The organism is Nonomuraea sp. N2-4H (assembly GCF_045291505.1).
Classification (GTDB): domain Bacteria; phylum Actinomycetota; class Actinomycetes; order Streptosporangiales; family Streptosporangiaceae; genus Nonomuraea; species Nonomuraea fastidiosa.
This window is the reverse complement of record NZ_CP147987.1, coordinates 4361347-4374695: the sequence shown is the minus strand read 5'-3', so window position 1 is coordinate 4374695 and position 13349 is coordinate 4361347. Positions and strand designations below refer to the sequence as shown.

At 71.3% G+C, this 13349-nt stretch carries 12 protein-coding genes and 1 pseudogene; 5 read left to right on the top strand and 8 right to left on the bottom strand.

From position 1 onward, the window contains the following. Positions 1-59 precede the first annotated feature (59 nt). Positions 60-782: a YcnI family protein gene (locus WBK31_RS20250; protein ID WP_364053828.1), complete on the bottom strand. Its 723-nt coding sequence runs from the start codon at positions 780-782 to the stop codon at positions 60-62. Positions 783-830: 48 nt separating this feature from the next. Then, the gene (locus WBK31_RS20245; RefSeq protein ID WP_364053825.1) at positions 831-1367 is read right to left on the bottom strand and encodes an MFS transporter; all 537 of its coding nucleotides are present in this window, start codon (positions 1365-1367) and stop codon (positions 831-833) included. A gap of 121 nt (positions 1368-1488) precedes the next feature. On the opposite strand from WBK31_RS20245, the gene WBK31_RS20240 reads away from it, so the two are divergent. Then, positions 1489-1962: a hypothetical protein gene (locus WBK31_RS20240; RefSeq protein ID WP_364053822.1), complete on the top strand. Its 474-nt coding sequence runs from the start codon at positions 1489-1491 to the stop codon at positions 1960-1962. Positions 1963-2012: 50 nt separating this feature from the next. Here the strand turns inward: WBK31_RS20240 and WBK31_RS20235 are convergent. From WBK31_RS20235 to WBK31_RS20225, 3 genes and pseudogenes are all read right to left on the bottom strand, one after another. After that, positions 2013-2702, bottom strand: a pseudogene (locus WBK31_RS20235) (ATP-binding cassette domain-containing protein); the annotation flags it as partial. A gap of 2 nt (positions 2703-2704) precedes the next feature. Further along, the gene (locus tag WBK31_RS20230; RefSeq protein WP_406675413.1) at positions 2705-3493 is read right to left on the bottom strand and encodes an ABC transporter permease; all 789 of its coding nucleotides are present in this window, start codon (positions 3491-3493) and stop codon (positions 2705-2707) included. Further along, complete coding sequence (locus WBK31_RS20225; RefSeq protein WP_406675412.1) at positions 3486-4181, bottom strand: ABC transporter permease; 696 nt, start codon at positions 4179-4181, stop codon at positions 3486-3488. The genes WBK31_RS20230 and WBK31_RS20225 overlap by 8 nt, the downstream gene beginning before the upstream one ends. Positions 4182-4527: 346 nt before the next feature. Here WBK31_RS20225 and WBK31_RS20220 point away from each other — a divergent pair, with 346 nt between their 5' ends. The 3 genes from WBK31_RS20220 to WBK31_RS20210 all read left to right on the top strand — a co-directional run bounded on the left by WBK31_RS20220 (position 4528) and on the right by WBK31_RS20210 (position 8353). Beyond that, complete coding sequence (locus tag WBK31_RS20220; RefSeq protein WP_406675411.1) at positions 4528-5505, top strand: alpha/beta hydrolase; 978 nt, start codon at positions 4528-4530, stop codon at positions 5503-5505. A gap of 94 nt (positions 5506-5599) precedes the next feature. Next, positions 5600-6436, top strand: coding sequence for a siderophore-interacting protein (locus WBK31_RS20215; RefSeq protein WP_364053810.1), 837 nt, complete (start codon positions 5600-5602; stop codon positions 6434-6436). 321 nt (positions 6437-6757) lie between these two features. Next, the gene (locus tag WBK31_RS20210) at positions 6758-8353 is read left to right on the top strand and encodes a protein kinase domain-containing protein (RefSeq protein WP_406675410.1); all 1596 of its coding nucleotides are present in this window, start codon (positions 6758-6760) and stop codon (positions 8351-8353) included. A gap of 92 nt (positions 8354-8445) precedes the next feature. On the opposite strand, the gene aceA is transcribed toward WBK31_RS20210, so the two are convergent. Beyond that, complete coding sequence (aceA, locus tag WBK31_RS20205; protein ID WP_364053804.1) at positions 8446-9732, bottom strand: isocitrate lyase; 1287 nt, start codon at positions 9730-9732, stop codon at positions 8446-8448. Positions 9733-9992: 260 nt separating this feature from the next. On the opposite strand from aceA, the gene WBK31_RS20200 reads away from it, so the two are divergent. Beyond that, complete coding sequence (locus WBK31_RS20200; RefSeq protein WP_378788067.1) at positions 9993-11465, top strand: helix-turn-helix domain-containing protein; 1473 nt, start codon at positions 9993-9995, stop codon at positions 11463-11465. A 61-nt stretch (positions 11466-11526) separates the two neighbouring features. Here WBK31_RS20200 and WBK31_RS20195 read toward each other — a convergent pair whose 3' ends face one another. Next, a complete protein-coding gene (locus WBK31_RS20195) occupies positions 11527-12699 on the bottom strand; it encodes an FAD-dependent monooxygenase (protein ID WP_364053801.1) in 1173 nt (390 codons plus the stop codon). Between the two features lie 86 nt (positions 12700-12785). Continuing rightward, the gene (locus tag WBK31_RS20190) at positions 12786-13328 is read right to left on the bottom strand and encodes a PadR family transcriptional regulator (RefSeq protein WP_378788070.1); all 543 of its coding nucleotides are present in this window, start codon (positions 13326-13328) and stop codon (positions 12786-12788) included. Positions 13329-13349 lie beyond the last annotated feature (21 nt).

Genomic DNA, 13349 nt, shown 5'->3' with positions numbered 1-13349 from the left:
CGTCCTGGGCGCCCGTGCGGCGCTCGGGGCGTGACCCGAGCGCCGCACGGACGAAGGGGTCAGGCCGAGGGGCGGCGGCGCAGGCCGAGCACGCCGACCACGACGCCGGCGGCACCGACCAGCAGCCCGGCCCCGCCGAGCAGCCGCGCCGTGGTGTCCGACGCCGTTTCGGCCGCCGCCACCGGCGCGACAGACGGCGCGGAGCTCGCCGGAGCGGTCGCGGCGGTCGTGGCCGCGCCGTTCTCGTCAGCGGCGGCGGGGACCAGCTTGAGCAGCGGCGCCGGGTGCTCGGGCTCCGAGCCGTCCGCCTTCGGCGCCTCCGACCAGTCGACGACCTCGCCGTTCGAGTACGTCTGCTTCGTCGGGAACATCAGCGAGTCGACGTCCTTGGGCAGCTGCCCCATGGACACCTCGAACTCCTGGAACTGGCCGGGCTCGACCTTGCCGCCCGACCAGACGACCTTGGTGACGGCCTCCTTCAGCTCGCCGTACTCGGTCGTGACCGGCTTGGGCAGCTCGCCCTCGGTGACCTCGACCTTCCAGCCGGGCACCGGCTTGACCGAGACGAACGCCAGCGGGTGATCGGTGGGGAAGGACACCTCGATCTTGGTGGTCGAGGCGTTGTCGCGCTCGTTGGGCACCCGGAAGGCGACCTTGGTGAAGCCGCCCTGCTCGGCCGAGCCGGGCTGGATGGAGACGTGGGCCATGGCGGGCAGGGCCAGGGCGGTGGTGAGCGCGGCGGTGGCGGCGAGCACGGTCGCCGCACGGCGTACGAAGGACATGCGAGAACTCCACGTGTGATCGGGGGGTTGGACAGGGGCGTCAGAAGGTCAGGCGGGAAGCGGCGGACCGCGCCTGGCCACGCTGTGCCGGAAGACCGGCCGCAGCGGGAGCACCCTGGTCACCACGGGTGGAGCGCACCGGGGCCGCACGGGTACGGCGGGCAGGACGAGCAGCACGAGGCGGCGGCCGAGCCGGCGCAGCACCGACCAGAGCGCGGCCTCGCCGCGCGCCAGCCACAGCCCGGTGATGATCGTCGCCGTCAGGTGGGTCACCAGCATGCCCGCGTTGACCCCGAGCCCGCCCTGCGCGTGGCCGTGCACCGACACGTAGCCGGCGCCCTCGCCCGCGAACAGCTCGTGCAGCCCGATCTGCACCCCGACCAGCGCCAGGTTGATCGTGCCCGCCGAGCGTTCCCTGCCGCACAGGGCCAGCCCCAGCACCGACACCCCGGCGAGGCCGAGCGCGGCCGTCCACGGAGCCGGGGCGGCACCGCCGCCGAGCACGTGGGCGAAAGCGGCCAGCGCCACGCAGACGGCGGCGAAGGCGGCCGTCCGCGCGAGCCTCATCGGGAGTTGCGCACGCATGGGTGTGCTCATGGTCTCACGGGCCGAGGCCGGTGGAGACCCAAGCTGCCCAATGCCTGGGCCGTATATGGCATTTGTCGCTAGTGTCAGTGCCGACCACGTTGACATAGAGGTGAGAACGTTGCGGCACTTAGCTGGATTGCTCGTCGGTGTAGTCGTGACGGCGGCCGTGCTCGGGGGCGGCGGATGGGCGGTCCGGCACGCGCTCGATGTCGCGGCGGCGACCACGGTCGACGAGAAGACCCTGTGGATCTCGCTGGGCTCGATGGCCGCGGTGGGTCTCGTCGTCGGGCTCGTGACCGCCGGCCGCATCTCGCCGCTCGCGACGTTCGTGCCCTCGATGGTGCTGCTGGCCTGGACCGTCGTGTACGCCCTCGACGTCAACAGGGCGCTGTCCTTCATCCCGTCGGGCCAGTCGATGAACCAGATCGTCCTCGAAGCCGGCGAAGGCGCGAGGACGCTGCTCACCAGCGGTGTGTACGCGCTGCTCGGCGTGGCCCTGTTCATCCCCGTGCTGATGCCGTCACGCTGGTCGCGGCAGCAGGACGAGTACGACGAGGAGTACGAGACCAGCCGGCAGGGCGGCTACTACTGATTCGCCCCCGTGTACAGGCGGGTGACCACCTCCTCCAGAGACGACTGGCCGGGCGCGGTGGCCATCAGGTCGTCGAGCGTCCCGTCGAAGGCCAGCCGCCCGTGGTCGATCAGCATCACCCGCCGGCACAAGCGCTCGATGTCGCCCAGATCGTGCGTGGTCAGCAGCACGGTCGTGCCCCGTTCGGCGTTGAGCCGGAGCAGGAAGTCACGGATTCCGGCCTTGCTGACCACGTCGAGCCCGATCGTCGGCTCGTCGAGCACCAGCACGTCGGGCGCGTGCAGCAGCGCCGCCGCCAGGTCGCCGCGCATGCGCTGGCCGAGGCTGAGCTGCCGCACCGGCGTGCGCAGGAAGGAGCTGAGGTCGAGCGTCTCGGTCAGCTCGTCGAGCCGGGCCCGGAACGTGGCCCGCTCCACCTTGTACAGGTGGCGGATCAGCTCGAAGCTGTCGCTCAGCGGCAGGTCCCACCAGAGCGTCGTGCGCTGGCCGAACACCACGCCGATGCGCCGCGCCAGCGTGGTGCGCCGCCGCGACGGCTCCAGCCCGGCCACCCGTACGGTGCCCGTCGTGGGGGTGAGGATGCCGCACAGCATCTTGATCGTGGTGGACTTGCCCGCGCCGTTGGGCCCGAGGTAGCCGACGAACTCCCCAGGTTGCACGGTGAAGGTCAGGTCTCGTACGGCATGGACGACTTTGCCGCGCACCTTGAACGAGCGCCCGGCCCTGTCGAGCTCGATCATCATCAACTCCCCGTGGATCGGTAGTGCCGTACGCCCTGCCGCCAGGCGAACCCGGCCACCAGGGCGAGGACCAGCGCGACGGCCGGCCCCAGGAACCGCATGAACTCCGGTGTGCCGAAGGGGTCGGCACGGCCCAGGACGTACAGGCCGGGCTGCCAGTTGATGAAGGCGAGCGGCAGCACGTACGTCACGCCCGCCACCAGGTCGCGGGCATAGATGCTGAGCGGATACTGGTTGAGCTGCTGGCTGCCGTAGGTGAAGGAGTTGACCACCTCCGGCGCGTCGGTCAGCAGGAACTGCGCGGCGCCGGCCAGCGTCCACAGCGCCGCGAAGATGACGATGCCGGTGATCACCATGACGGGGATCATCCAGGCCCGCCGCGGGTCGATGCCGAGGGCGGCGATCGCGTAGCCGAGCACGAGGCCCGCCTGCACGATGCGGCCGACCCTGGTGGGGTTGAACCGGTCGGTGGCCAGCTGCAGCCACGGGCTGACCGGCCTGATGAGGATCGTGTCGAGCGTGCCCGCCTTGATGTGCTGGCTGACCCGGTCGAGGTTGCTGACGAACGTGTCGCACACGGTGAACGACACGCTCGCGGCGCCGTACAGGAACAGCACCTCCTCGCGGGAGAAACCGGCCAGGCTGGTGGTGTTGGCGAAGACCACCAGGATGACGCCCACGTCGATCGCCGCCGTGATGAACCCGAAGAGGGTCATCATCACGAACGAGGCGGGGTAGGCGGCGGCGGAGCGGGTCCACGTCCAGACGAGCAGCAGGTACGTCCTAACCACCCTGGATCACCACCTTGTGGCGGATCGCGCGGGTGCCGAGCGCGCCGAGCCCGAGCAGGACGACCGTCCAGAACACCTGGAAGGCCAGCGCCTCCACGACGTCGGCCTTGCCGAGGTAGAGGTCGGCGGGCACCTGAACCATGGCCGCCCAGGGCAGCACGGCGACGATGTCGCCGAAAGCGCCGGGGAAGAGGTGCAGCGGCACCATCATCCCCGAGAAGAACGTCATCAGGACCAACGACAGCACCTGGACGCCCCGGTCGTCGAGCAGCCAGCAGACCGACAGGGCGAGCAGGTAGCGCCAGGCGAAGCTGAGCACGACGGCGATGGCGAGACCGGCCACCACCGCGGCCCACTGACCCGCGCCGGCGGGCACCTTGATGCCGAACAGCACCGCGCCGATCAGCATCGGCGGGATCCCGCGCACGAGGAACAGGTAGGCGGCCCTGCCGATGTCCTCCGACAGCGTCCACAGCTGCAGGGACGCCGGGCGTACCAGGTCGAGCGCGATGTCGCCGCTGCGGATGCGCTCGGGGATGGTCAGGCCGCCGCCGAAGAGCTGCATCGGCGCGATGAACGCCTGGGTGAGGAAGCAGAAGGTCACGGCGTCGGTCACGTCGTAGCCGGCCAGCCCAGGGCGAGCCTGCCAGAGCGCGATGAGGACGTAGGCGCGCAGGACGCCGAACACGCTGTTGGTGAACGCGCCGGCGAGTGCGGCCCCGAGGTAGGTGGCGTGTTTGCGAAAGCCGTACCGGACGAGCCGGGCATAGAGCGGTATGGTTTGGCACCTCCGGGGAGTGATGGCGCGGTGACGTTCCGTGCCTGGGCCCGCACATGGGTCCGCGATCGGGAAGCACGGAATTATGCGCTGATGCGGCGGCTCTTGGCAACGCCTTTTTTCCGTACCGCGGGTGGATCGCCGGGGGTATCGGCAGCGGTCGTCACCGTGCCGAAATGTCCGGGTAAGAGATGAGTTACTTACTCGCCGGTAGGAACGCGATCTCCAGGGAAGGACATCCTTGGAGGGTCACACAATGCGGATCGACACGGACGTGGTTCCCGACTACCCCCTGAGCTGGCAGGCCCGCGCGCTCACCGGCCTGATGTGGAGCACTGTCAAACCGGTCTCCAGCCTGCTCATGCGCCATCCGCTCGCCCTGGCGGGCGCCGCGCGGCTGGGCGAGCTCGGACGGGTGGTGCGGGTGCCGTGTCCCGAGCACGTCGTGGTGGAGGCCGCCGCGTTCTCGGCGTGCGGCGGCGAATGGGTGCGCGCCGGGCGGGAGCTCGACGAGCGCAAGGCGGTGCTCTACTTCCACGGGGGCGGCTACTTCTCGTGCTCGCCGCGTACGCACCGGTCCATCACCTGGCGGCTGTCGGCGGCGGCCAGGCGTCCGGTCCTCGCGCTCGACTACCGCCAGGGGCCCGTGCACAAGCTGGCCGACTCGCTCGCCGACGCGCTCGACGCCTACGACTGCGTGCTGGGCCAGGGGTACGCGGCAGAGGACGTCGTGCTGGCGGGCGACTCCGCCGGTGGCCACCTGACGCTCGCGACCCTGCTGGCGCTGCGCGACGCGGGCCGGCCGCTGCCCGCAGCGGCGATCTGCCTGTCGCCGTGGGCCGACCTCACCGACATCCCGCGCCGCGAGAACCGCTGGCAGGACCCGATGCTGCCGGCCGGGCGGGTACGCTGGCTGGCCCGCTGGTGGACCTCGGGCCTCGACCCGTGGGACCCGCTGGTCTCGCCGGTGCACGGCGACTTCACCGGGCTGCCGCCGCTGATGATCGTGACCGGCTCGACGGAGGTGCTGCGCGACGAGGCGCACAGGGTGGCCGCGCGGGCGCGGGAGGCGGGCGTGCCGGTGCGGTACGAGGAATGGCCTCGGATGCCGCACGTCTTCCCGATCCTGGCCGACGTGCTGCCGGAGGCGCGCCAGGCGTTCCGGCACATGTCGCGCTTCCTGGGGGAGGTGGCAGGAGCGGGGTCCGCCGCGGGTGACACGGCGGCGGCCTGAATTTTTGCCTGTCCCATTTGTGGGCAAAGGCATACGCTGAGAAATGAGGGCAGTGTAAGGTTAGGTATACCTAACTTGCTCAGGGGGACTGCTCATGCCGGAGAACCACGTTGACCACCATCGGGGGGTCGTCCAGCGCACCGAGCGCATCTCGCGCCACATGGTGCGGCTCGTCGTCGGTGGTGACGGGCTTTCCGGCTTCTCGACGAACGGGTATACGGACCACTACGTCAAGCTCGTGTTCCCGTACGAAGGGGTCGACTATCCCCGGCCGTTCAGCATGAAGATCTGCCGCGAGACGATGCCGCGGCAGCTCTGGCCCAGGCTGCGCACCTACACCGTGCGCGCGTGGGACCCCGACGCCCTTGAGCTGACGCTCGACTTCGTCGTGCACGGTGACGAGGGCCTGGCGGGCCCCTGGGCGGCGCAGGCCGCGCCCGGCGACGAGGTGATCATGCTGGGCCCCGGCGGCGGCTACGCGCCCGACCCCCGGGCGGATTGGCACCTGTTGGTGGGTGACGAGAGCGCGCTGCCGGCCATCGCCGCCTCGCTCGAAGCGCTGCCAGAAGACGCTCTTGCGCACGTGTTCGTGGAGGTCGACTCCCCTGAGGACGAGCTGAAGCTGGAGACCTCCGCAGACGCCCGCATCACCTGGCTCTACCGGGGCGACCGGCCGGTGGGCGAGAAGCTCGTCGCCGCCGTGCGCGCGCTCGGCTTCCCCGAGGGTGACGTGCACGCGTTCGTGCACGGCGAGGCCGGGTTCGTGAAGGAGCTGCGCCGCTTCCTGCGGCTGGAGCGGGGGATCGGCCTCGATCGGCTGTCCATCTCCGGCTACTGGCGGGCGGGCGTGGACGACGAGGCGTGGCGCGCGGTCAAGCGCGACTGGAACCGCCAGGTGGAGGCCGAGGAGGCCGCGGCGATCGCGTCCTGACCAGCGTTCGGCGCCGGAAAAGGGCAGCGCCGGAAAGGGCAGCGCCGGAAGGGCAGCGCCGGAGCAGGGCCGGAGGGCCGGAGCAGGGCCGGAGCAGGGCAGGGCCGGAAGGGGCGTGGCCACCCTGAGGGCATAGCGCCACTTCGGACCGCTATGTCACTTCATTCACTCACCTAGAAGGTACGACCGCCTTACCTTCAATACCCCTTGTGTAAGGCATGCGGAAAGCATCCGCGGATGCCGCCACAGTGTGCTCTGGCAGGACACTGATCAGGGAAGGCGGTCCGGATGGCGCGTGGTGCGAGCGGCATGCCTCCCGGCGTGCGGCCGCTTACGGTGGCGGACCCGGTCATCATCGGCCGTTATCTGCTGCTCGGCCGCCTCGGCGCCGGCGGGATGGGCGTCGTCTACCTCGCCGAGCACCCGCAGGGCGGCCTGGTCGCACTCAAGACCCCGCATCCGGTGCATCTCAACGATGCCACGTTACGCGCCCGCTTCGCGGAAGAAGTCGCATACTCCCGCAGATTGGTGCCCTTCTGTACGGCCGCCGTCATCGAGGACGGCGCCGACAGGGACCGCCCGTACCTCGTCACCGAGTACATCCCCGGCCCCGCGCTCTCCCAGGTCGTCACGGCCGGCGGCGCGCTCACGCCCGACCTGGCCTACGGCGTCGCGCTCGGCGCCGCCGCCGCGCTGGTGGCCGTGCACGAGGCCGGGCTGGTGCACCGCGACCTCAAACCCGCGAACGTGCTGCTGTCGCCCGACGGGCCGCGCGTCATCGACTTCGGCATCGCCCGCGACGTGGACGTCTCCGCCGCGCACACTCAGGCGGGACAGGTCATGGGCAGTCCGGGATGGGTGGCGCCCGAGCGGCTGACCGGCGGGCCCGCGCTGCCCGCGTCCGACGTCTTCGCCTGGGGCTGTCTGGTGGCCTACGCCGCCACCGGGCACCACCCTTTCGGCAGCGGCGACGACGACGTGCTCACCCGGCGCATCCTGTTCGAGCCGCCGCGCCTGGACGGCGTGCCCGCGCCGCTCCGGCCCACCGTCGCGGCCGCCCTGGCCAAGGACCCTGCCGAGCGGCCCCTGGCCGCCGCCCTGCTGCGTGCGCTGCTCGCGGCGGGCGGCGTCGGCGATTCGTGGAACCCGCGGCAGGCGGTGTCCGAGGTGCTGGCCAGGATCTGGACCCCGGTGCCGCACCCGGCAGCGGCCGGTCCCGGCCACACGGCCGGGCTCGCACGTACCCCGGAAGCGGCCACCGCCGATGTGGACCGTTCCCGTGCGGCCGAGCGCGGCCGGCGGGCCCGGCAGACCGCGCATCTCGGGCACGCGGGCTTCGCCGCGCTGGCCACCGTCTCCATCGCGGCGCTCACCGTGATCGCTGCGGCCGGCGGCGGTGACGGGACGGGCGGCGAGGGCGGCGCGCTGCCGCCCGCCGACCCGCCCGCCGTCGTGGAGACGTCCGGCAGCGCGCACTCGACCATCCGGCCCACCGCCTCGGCCTGGCGTGGCCTGCCGGTGGTGCGCCCGGCGACGACGGCTCCGCCGCCGGGCACGTCCACGGTGGTCGTCACGGAGACCATGACGAAGGAGCCGGTCAGGACACTCGCACCGCCGTCCCGCAGCACGTTCACGACTCCCCGTACCCCGCCGCGCACCTTCGGCCCGGACGGCAGGGACGGCGATCGCGGCCGGGGGCGCGGCGACGACGAGCCGGAGACCTGCGCGTGGCCCGGCGGCCATCGGACGCGGCCGGGGAACCGCCCGATCAGGCGTCCGGTGCAGCGCCGCGCCTGCCCCATCCCGTCGGCCTCGATCAGCGGCATCCCGCAGGAGGGCCCAGGGGAGCCGGGAGAGCCCTCACCGGCGCCCTCGCAGAGCCCGGCCACGGGCGACCCCACACCGTCGGGACGCTGAAGGGCCGCGCCGGTGCTGGGGGAAACCGGCGCGGCCCGTTCGCCGGGGAACACTCCCATGCCCTGGAGGCGTCCGGCGAGCCTTGATCGAGGTCAGTGTGCGAACTGCTCCTCTTCCGTCGAGCCCTTGAGCGCCGTCGTCGAGGAGTCGGGCGCCACGGCGGTGCTGACCAGGTCGAAGTAGCCGGTGCCGACCTCGCGCTGGTGCCGGGTGGCGGTATAGCCGCGCGCCTCGGCCGCGAACTCGGCCTCCTGCAGCTCGACGTACGCGCTCATGCCGTCGGTCGCGTACGCGTGTGCCAGGTCGAACATGCCGTAGTTCAGCGAGTGGAACCCGGCCAGCGTGATGAACTGGAACTTGTATCCCATGTGCCCCAGCTCGCGCTGGAACTTGGCGATGGTGGAGTCGTCGAGGTGCGCCTTCCAGTTGAACGACGGTGAGCAGTTGTAGGCGAGCATCTTGTCCGGGTACTCGGCCTTGATCGCCTCGGCGAACGCGCGGGCCACGTCGAGGTCGGGCGTGCCGGTCTCCATCCAGAGCAGGTCGGCGTACGGCGCGTACGCCAGGCCGCGCGCCACGCACGCCTCCAGCCCGTTCCTGACCCGGTAGAAGCCCTCGGCGGTGCGCTCGCCGGTGACGAACGGCTGGTCGCGCGGGTCCACGTCGCTGGTCAGCAGGGTCGCGGCCTGTGCGTCGGTCCGCGCGATGACCAGGGTGGGCACGCCCGCGACGTCGGCGGCGAGCCGGGCGGCGTTGAGCGTCTTGATGTGCTGGCCGGTCGGGATGAGCACCTTGCCGCCGAGGTGGCCGCACTTCTTCTCGGAGGCGAGCTGGTCCTCCCAGTGCACGCCCGCGGCGCCGGCCGCGATCATCGCCTTCATCAGCTCGAACGCGTTGAGCACGCCGCCGAAGCCGGCCTCGGCGTCGGCCACGATGGGCGCCAGCCAGTGCGGCGCGTCGTCCGCGCCCTCGGCCCAGGTGATCTGGTCGGCCCGCAGCAGCGCGTTGTTGATGCGGCGCACGACCGCCGGCACGGAGTTCGCCGGGTAGAGGCTCTGGTCGGGATAGGTGTGCCCGCTCAGGTTCGCGTCGGCGGCGACCTGCCAGCCGGACAGGTAGATGGCCTTCAGGCCGGCCCGCACCTGCTGCACGGCCTGGTTGCCGGTCAGCGCGCCGAGGCTGTTGACGTAGTCCTCGGTCTGCAGGAGGCTCCACAGCCGCTCGGCGCCGAGCCGGGCCAGCGTGTGCTCCTCCTGGACGCTCCCACGCAACCTGATCACGTCCTCGGCGCTGTAGGTGCGCTCGACGCCCTCCCAGCGAGGGTGGTTCTCCCATTCGTCCCGCAGCTGCTCGGCAGCTCCCTTGAGGCGATCGTTCACCGTTCACTCCTTCGGTCGTCCCCTGGGGCTCACGCCGAAGTCTCTGCCCTGGCAACCATGGTCAAATAGGGCATCGAGCTGAGAAGATTCGCTGATTTTTCGTGTGCATGCATTACTTGTTGGTATTCAAGTGTGAAGAAATCGCGAGTTTTACCTTTGGCCTAGACCAATCCCGCGGGCGGTGGGCGGTCGCGGCCCAGCGTCGCTCTGTGGGGCGCTGCTTCTAGAAAATGCCCGGAATTTCTGTCTAAGATTCCGGCATGGCGTCCGTGCTGAGCGAAGAACCGCTGTCTTTGACGCAAGAGCTCGATCTGATCGCGTTCGGACAGCGGCTGCGCCACCTGCGCAAACAGCGCGGCCTCACGCTGTCCGACCTCGGCGCGCGCGTCGGCCGGGCCCCGAGCCAGCTCTCCCTGCTGGAGAACGGCAAGCGCGAGCCGAAACTCTCCCTGCTCAAGTCACTGGCGAACGCCCTGGGCGTACCCATCGAAGAGCTGCTGCGCCGGCAGCCGCCCAGCCGCCGCGCCCAGCTGGAGATCGCGCTGGAGGAGGCGCAGCGCGACCCCATCTACGCCGGTCTCGGCCTGCCCAGGCTCAAGGTCTCCGCCCGTGTCCCCAACGACGTGCTCGAACACATCCTCGGCCTGTACGGCGAGCTGCGCGCCCGCCAGGCCAGGGGCACCGCCACGCCGGAGGAGGCCAGGGCCGCCAACGCCGAGCTGCGCCGCCGCCAGCGCGAGGTGGGCAACTACTTCCCGGAGATCGAGAAGGCGGCGGCCGAGGCCCTGGAGGCGGTCGGCTACCGTACCGGCGCGCTCTCGCAGAGCATGATCCAGAGCCTGGTCACGCACTTCGGCTACACCGTGCACACCGCGCAGGACCTGCCGCGCTCGGTGCGCTCCATCACCGACCTGCGCCACCGCCGCATCTACGTCAAGCACGAGCAGCTCGGCATGCACACCCCGCGCACGATCCTGCTCCAGACGCTCGGCCACCTCGCGCTCGGCCACGACAAGCCCCGCGACTTCGCCGACTTCCTGCGCCAGCGCACCGAGGCCAACTACTTCGCCGCCGCCATCCTCGTGCCGGAGAAGGCCGCCGCGCTCTACCTCCAGGAGGCCAAGGCCGACCGCGCGCTGTCGGTGGAGGACCTGCGCGACGTCTTCGCCGTCTCGTACGAGATGGCCGCACACCGCTTCACCAACCTCGCCACCCACCACCTCGGCCTGGTCTGCCACTTCGTGCGCAACGACGCGGGCGGCATCATCTACAAGGCGTACGAGAACGACGGCATCGTCTTCCCCGCCGACGAGCAGGGCGCCATCGAGGGCCAGCGGATGTGCCTGCAGTGGTCGGGGCGTCAGGTGTTCGCCTCACCCGACCGGTTCTCCGTCTACTACCAGTACTCCGACTCGCCCACCGGCACCTACTTCTGCGTGGCCCACGTCGACCCGTCGCGCGAGCGGGACTTCGCGATCACGCTGGGGGTGCCGTACAAGGAGTCGCGCTGGTTCCGCGGGCGCGAGACGACCAACCGCACCCGCTCCAACTGCCCCAACGGCGACTGCTGCCGCCGCCCGCCCGCCGAGCTGGCCGAACGCTGGGAGGGCTACGCCTGGCCGTCGGCGCGCGCCAACAGCCACGTGCTGGCCGCGCTGCCGCCCGGATCGTTCCCCGGCGTGGACGAGGCCGACGTCTACACGTTCCTGGAACGGCACGCGGCCGACGCCTGAGCAGGCCTGGAACGGCGGCCTCCGCCCTTGAAGGTCACTCGGCCGATGCCTGAAGCCGTGCTCAGCCGCGCCCGGTGATCCGCGACCACCACGACGACGCCTGCTCCACCGCCCGGTCGAAGCGGTAGTACAGGCGCGGCGGCACGTGCGGCAGCACCGGCGAGTGCCGCTGCCCGAGCAGCGCGAGCAGCTGGTCGGGCGGCAGGTGGACGTAGCGCGGCAGGTTCTCGTACCAGCGGGCGCTGTAGCGCGCCGCCTTCTGGGCGCGCCGGATCGTACGCTGCCGGCCCCGCTCGTAGCTCGCCAGCGCCGACGGCAGGTCCCGCTCGGTGGTGAGCGCGTGCACCAGGTAGGCCGCGTCGCCGAGCGCGAGCGCCGTGCCCGCGCCGATCGAGTAGTGGGTGGTGTGCGCGGCGTCGCCCATCAGCACGACGTTGCCGTGGTACCAGCGCTCGTTGGTCACCGTGCGGAAGTTCAGCCAGCGGGCGCTCTCGCCGGCGTCGTCGCGGCCGATCAGCGGATGGCCGTCGAGGATGTCGGCGAACAGCTTCTCCAGCATGGCGAGGCCGTCGGCGTCGGTGGCCTCGTGCAGGCCCAGCCCCTCCCACGTCTCCGGTGAGCACTCGATGACGCAGGTGCTGTGGCCGGGGTCGTATCCGTAGCCGTAGCACCAGATCCAGCCGTACGGGGTGTCGGCGAAGGAGAACGTGAACGGGCCGAACGCCTTGGTCGTGCCCAGCCACAGGTAGGCGTTGCGGCCGGCCGTGACGGCGGTGCCGAAGTGTCCGGCGTGCCGCTCGCGCAGCCCGCTGTTGACGCCGTCGCAGGCCACGATGAGGTCGCAGTCGGCCAGCTCCTCCTCGCCGGAGATCTCACGGCCGTACTCGATGTCCACGCCGAGCGAGCGTGCCCGGTCGGCGAGGATGGCGAGCAGCACGCTGCGGCCGATGCCGAAGCCGCCGTCCCAGTGGCTGATCCGGGCGGGCGGCTGGTCGCCGACGCGGGCCACCCAGGTCTTCCAGCGCACCGAGGCGTCGCGGATGGCGTGCGCGGACTCCGGGTCGATGGCGCGCAGGTTGGCGTACAGCTCGTCCCAGTACGTCACGCCCCATCCGTACGTCGAGCCCTCGGGATAGCGCTCGTAGACCGTGACCTCGCACGCCGGATCGGTGCGCTTCAGCAGCGACGCGAAGTAGAGACCGGCGGGACCGCCGCCGACGCACGCGACCTTCACCCCAAACCCCCGATGTGACGCAATGACAGCAGAACGTTACAGAGGGTAACAGAGCGTGGCGCGGTGGCCGGTGGGAGGGTCCGCGCTCACGCCGGGTCGCCGTCGAGCATCTCGTGCAGCCAGGCGCGCTCGGCGCGGCTGGTCGCCCGCGCGATGACGAGCATGCCGCGCCGGTAGGGATCGCTCATGTCGGCGGCGCGCAGCGGGCGGTCGCCGTCGTGGAAGAAGCTCGCCGGCTGCTCCAGGAAGGCGAGGCGGCGGCGGAGCACGGCCGCGCGCTCGCCCGGGTCGGGCAGGAGGGACAGGAAGGCCAGGATCGTGAAGAAGCGGCTGCCGTCGGTGATGTCGTGCTCGGCCGGCTCGCGCAGGCGGCGCAGCAGCTCGTCGCGGCCGGCCGCGGTGAGCGTGAGCGTCTGGCGCCGGGCCGCCGCCGCGCCCGGCTCGTCGCGGCGGTCGAGGAGGCCGGCCTTGACCAGGCGGTTGATCGCCGGATAGAGGCTCCCGTCGCTGACCGGGCGGGCGTGGCCGGACAGTGCGGCGACCTTGCGGCGCAGCTCGTAGCCGTGCAGCGGCCCTTCGGCCAGGAATCCCAGTATCGCCAGCTCCAGCACGCTGCTATCGTGCCACATCGAAACGAGGTATATCGAATC